Below are 4,363 nucleotides of genomic sequence, written 5' to 3' on the forward strand. Positions count from 1 at the left end.
TCGCGGTGGCAGCGCGGGCGATCTTCTCGGGCAGAGGAGACGCCGCTGACGAGCGGTGACATTCGGCCGCATCGTCAGGTTCCTGATTAATCGTCTTGATCGCGCAGCGTCAACCGGCGAGCGATGACGTCAGCGGCCACTGAGGACACGGGCCGCCCGCACGCGTACGCGAAGGCCCGTAGCCGGTCCACGCCTTCTTCTGCCCGGACCCCTAGTTGAACCGCCACCATCCCCCCTGCCACGTGGATTTGGGTGCGGGTGAACGGGTCGGCGGGTTCCTGGTTCGAAGCAGAAGCGATGGCCGTCGCATCGATGGCTTCTTCAGGGGTCTGGAAGCGGGAGGCATGATCCTGCCAGTTCGATTTCAACTGGTGCGCGATCGCGGTTGCGCATGTCTTTGCCGACGAGTGTTCGGGGTCAGTCAGGCAACCGGTGTTTCGTCGGTAAAACTCCAGCACCCCCAACGGCCGGGCTCCATTGGGCACGGGAAATGCGAACAGGGCTTGCGCGCCCAATCGTGTTGCCTCGCAGGCGAACGTGGGCCATCGTGATGTTTGCGCGACATTGCTCAGCTCGGGATAGAACTTGGGGTCATCATCGAGGTAGGCGTCGAAGCAGGGGCCTTCGCCGATCGTGTATTGCAGCTCGTCGAGTTGCTTCGCGATGGGATCGCTCGCGTAGATCAGCTCGCGGGCGCGCCGAGAACGGGTCAGCACCGCCAAGACCACCCCGTCGGCGTTGGTCTGCTGCATGGCGGCGTCGCATAATCTGTCCACCCCCGCGAACAGATCGTTGTCTGCCGCCTGCCGCATAAGTTGTTGCGCCTTCCACTTCCAACACCCGCCAGGCGAATAGTTACCCGTGGATGAACACGTCAAACCCCGGAGGGAAGAGGGGCCGGCGATGCAGTTTCTCAGTCGTTGCGCGCTACTGCCGCCAAGTCGTCCGCGAGGCTGACGAGTTCGCTGTGTATGCCGGGCACGGCCGCGATGGCTCCCGGCGAATCCAGAGTGAGCGGTGCTCCCGCATAGTCGGTACATGTCGCTCCCGCCGCGCGAGCGATCGCGTGCCCGGCTACGACGTCGTAGGGGTTGTTGTGGGCAAGCACCTTGCCCTGGACCTGGCCGTTGACAAGCCAGGTCCAGAGCACCGACGCTGCGCCGACGCAGCGGAAGCGCATCGCTTTTCGATGCACGCTCATGGTCAGTTCGAGAAAGGCATCCATCCGCGCGCCGCCCCGGTGGAAGGCGTCGCCCATACCGATGATCCCGTCCTCCAACGAATCAACATCGGCCACCGCACCCGAATCGACCCGGATGCCGAGGAACGGCAGGTCGATGACGCCCAGAGTCGGCACGCCGTCCTCGAGCAGGCCGAGCATCACCCCGCAGAGGGGTGACCCGGTCGCATAGTTGATGGTTCCGTCGAGCGGATCAGCGACCCAGACCTTGCCCGTGCCCAAAGGCACCCCGCCGCCCTCTTCTCCGTAGAAGCCGATATCCGGAGTGGATGCTGCGAGGGAGCGCTTCAGCACCGACTCGCTGGCCAGGTCAACGTCGGTGACGAAGTCCTTTGCCGCCTTGTCGATCCGCTTGCGCGGCTTCGCGCGGCCATCCCGCAGGATCGCGACCGCTTCGTCCACCGCGGCGTGCGCGGCCACCAACTCTGTCCTCACGCGAGAATCGTAGTGACCGTTGCAATCGTCGCCCCCACCGTGGGTTAGAGCACACAGTGCGACGGGTCCACCCCGGGGAGCGGAATGAAGCCGATGATTCGGGCGGCGGAGGCGTCGCCCAAACGCCGGTCGACTCAACCAAGATTGCGATCGCCGTTACGCGCGTTATTGGCGTGCAACGATCACGGGCACCCGGGCCAGTAACACCACTGCTGCGCTTACCGAGCCCAACAGCATGCCGGCGAAGCCGCCGCGGCCGTGACTGCCGATCACGACCAGTTGGGCCGACTCGGATTGGTCGACAAGTTGGCGAGCGGGTTCGCCGCGCACGACGACCCGGCGCACCGAAACGTCGGGATAGCGTTCGGACCACCCGGCCAGACGCTCGGCCAACGTCTCGTCTTCTATCGATTTCAGTTCGGGCCAGCGGGCACCGTGCATGTCGGACACCGAATCGAAGACGCTTACGTCGCTCCAGGCATGAAGGGCAACAAGCCCTACCCTTCGGCGTGAGGCTTCATCGAACGCGATCGCGGTTGCCAACTCGGATTCCGGCGAACCGTCGATCCCGAGCAGCACCGGGGCTGCGGTATCTGATGTTAACGGGACACCGTTGTGGATGATCGCGACCGGACAATGCGCGTGATTTACCAGGCCCGAGCTCACCGAACCCAGATGACGGCCCCGCAGCGTGCCGGTGCCGAGGCAGCCCGTGACTACGAGGTCGGCGTCTTTGGACAGGTCGACGAGAGCGCCAACAGAAGTTGCGGAAGGCATTTCGCAGTGGATTATTGCTGGGCCATGCTGACAGCATTCTTCAGCGACCTTGAGCGCATCGTCGAGCACTTGGCGCCCTTGTTTGCGCTGTGCATGCATCCACGCGGGGAGCAGTGACGAGTCCAGCCATGCGCCCGCCGTCGGCGGAACAACATGGACCAACGTCAGCGAAACGTTGCGAAGCTCGGCCGCACGGGCAGCCCACTGGACCGCCTCGTTTGAGCCTGGCGAGCCGTCAACACCGACGACGATTCCTAGATGGTTGCTGAGCTTTGACATGAATTCTCCTTTTTGACCGCTACGCCGGACGCTATCGGTCCGTCGGCGTCGGGAGCAGGAGGAATTGGTCACCGACAGAGGGACCGTAGGGCCTCAAATGCCCACTCGGCGAAATCTGGCCTGAGAAAGATAAGGTCCGAACGGGGTATCGCCCGACGGGTTGGAAGAGGATGCTCAGTCGTAACTAGTGCGAATTCCCGCTATTGAGAAGTGAATATGTCTGCTGTCCATAAACGTGCCGCGCACATCCGAATGTTCACGGTGCCGGATCGAGCGGTGTGTTCCTCGGCAGTGTTCCGATACGCCGCCGTTGCTGCGGACTGGGAGCGGCTGAGACTGTATCTAAACCGCAGTCCGGTGCCGGTTCTAGCCGATGACGAGCGATACTCGGCAGTGAGCCTGGCGCTGCGGAAGCTGTCAGCTGAACTCGGCTTGAAGACATGTAGTGCTAAGACGGCTGGCACCGAAGACGTTATCGGGATCACGGGCCGGCAGGGGATGCTTCCCAACGACCCCGGGTACCTGTATTCCGACAACTGGATTGAATGCGCCGAGAGTTGGTGCGGCTGAGGAGTTTGCCGGGGTCAGCGGTCAGCCTGGGAATCGGACGGTCGTCCCGGGCATCAGCTGAATGATTCGACCGTGACATTCCACCTCGATCCCGGCAGCATCGCGTGGATCCACACTGATGATCACGCCCCTGCCGCTCACCCGTAGATGCAGATGCAGACCGCGGTAGTGGATCGGGATCGCCAGCACGCCAAGTGATTCCGGCCAATGGGGGGACAGGATCAGGCGGTTTGACCTGGTTTCCAGACCGGTGAAGCAGCGCTGCATGAGATCGACAGTGCCTGCCATGGCGGCCAGGTGAATGCCCTCTGACGTGGTGCCGCCCTGGATGTCCGAGACGTCGGACTTCAGAGCCTGCTGGAAGAAATCCATCGCTCGGTCGCGATTCGCCCTAGCCAGTACCCAGGTCTGCACCACGCCGCTGAGCGTGGACCCATGCGACGTGCGGGCCAGGTAGTAGTCCACCATCTCCGGGACTTGCTCCGGAGGGAAGCGATAGCCGAGCCTGTCCAGCAACTCACGCAACTCGGTCGCCGACATCAGGTAGAGCAGCATGAGCACGTCGGCCTGCTTGGACGCCCGGTAACGGTTCACGTCGTCCTGCTCCGCCTCAAGGATGCGGTCGAGGCGTTGGATGTCGCCGTACTGCCGACGAAGGCGGTCCCAATCGAGCTCCGCCAGATCGCCGTATCCCTCGAACTGGCTGATGACGCCATCATGAAACGGAACGTACATCCGGCGGCTGACCTCATCCCAGTGCTTCAGGTCGTCGCTGGACAGTCCAAGCCTCTCCAGCAGGTCCAATCGATTCGGCAGCGGAAGCAGATTCAGAGCGTCCATGGCCCGCATGATCACCCAGACCGCCATCACGTTGGTGTACGCGTTGTTGTCGATACCTTCGTACGGTCTGTCGGGATAGCCGGAGTGGAATTCATCGGGGCCGATGACGCCCCGGATGCCGTAGCGACTTCGCCCTTCGTCGTACGTCGCCAGGCTGACGAAGAAGCGCGCAATCTCGGCCAGCATCTCCGCGCCGTAGTCGATCAGGTAGGCGAGGTCGCC

The 4,363-nt window shown here is 63.1% G+C and carries 4 protein-coding genes; all 4 read right to left on the minus strand.

The features are described 5' to 3' along the window. Nucleotides 1-86 precede the first annotated feature (86 nt). A complete protein-coding gene (locus QOJ24_RS04190) occupies nucleotides 87-812 on the minus strand; it encodes a hypothetical protein (protein ID WP_526259403.1) in 726 nt (241 codons plus the stop codon). A gap of 101 nt (nucleotides 813-913) precedes the next feature. Then, nucleotides 914-1,675, minus strand: a complete 762-nt coding sequence (locus QOJ24_RS04195; RefSeq protein WP_526259405.1) for an inositol monophosphatase family protein — start codon at nucleotides 1,673-1,675, stop codon at nucleotides 914-916. Between the two features lie 165 nt (nucleotides 1,676-1,840). Next, nucleotides 1,841-2,731, minus strand: a complete 891-nt coding sequence (locus QOJ24_RS04200) for a universal stress protein (RefSeq protein ID WP_526259407.1) — start codon at nucleotides 2,729-2,731, stop codon at nucleotides 1,841-1,843. Between the two features lie 591 nt (nucleotides 2,732-3,322). Continuing rightward, the coding region (locus QOJ24_RS04205) for a glycosyl hydrolase family 65 domain-containing protein (RefSeq protein WP_526259408.1) at nucleotides 3,323-4,363 on the minus strand (1,041 nt) is incomplete at its 5' end.

The sequence above is a fragment of the Mycobacterium sp. genome (assembly GCF_032159775.1).
Lineage (GTDB): Bacteria > Actinomycetota > Actinomycetes > Mycobacteriales > Mycobacteriaceae > Mycobacterium.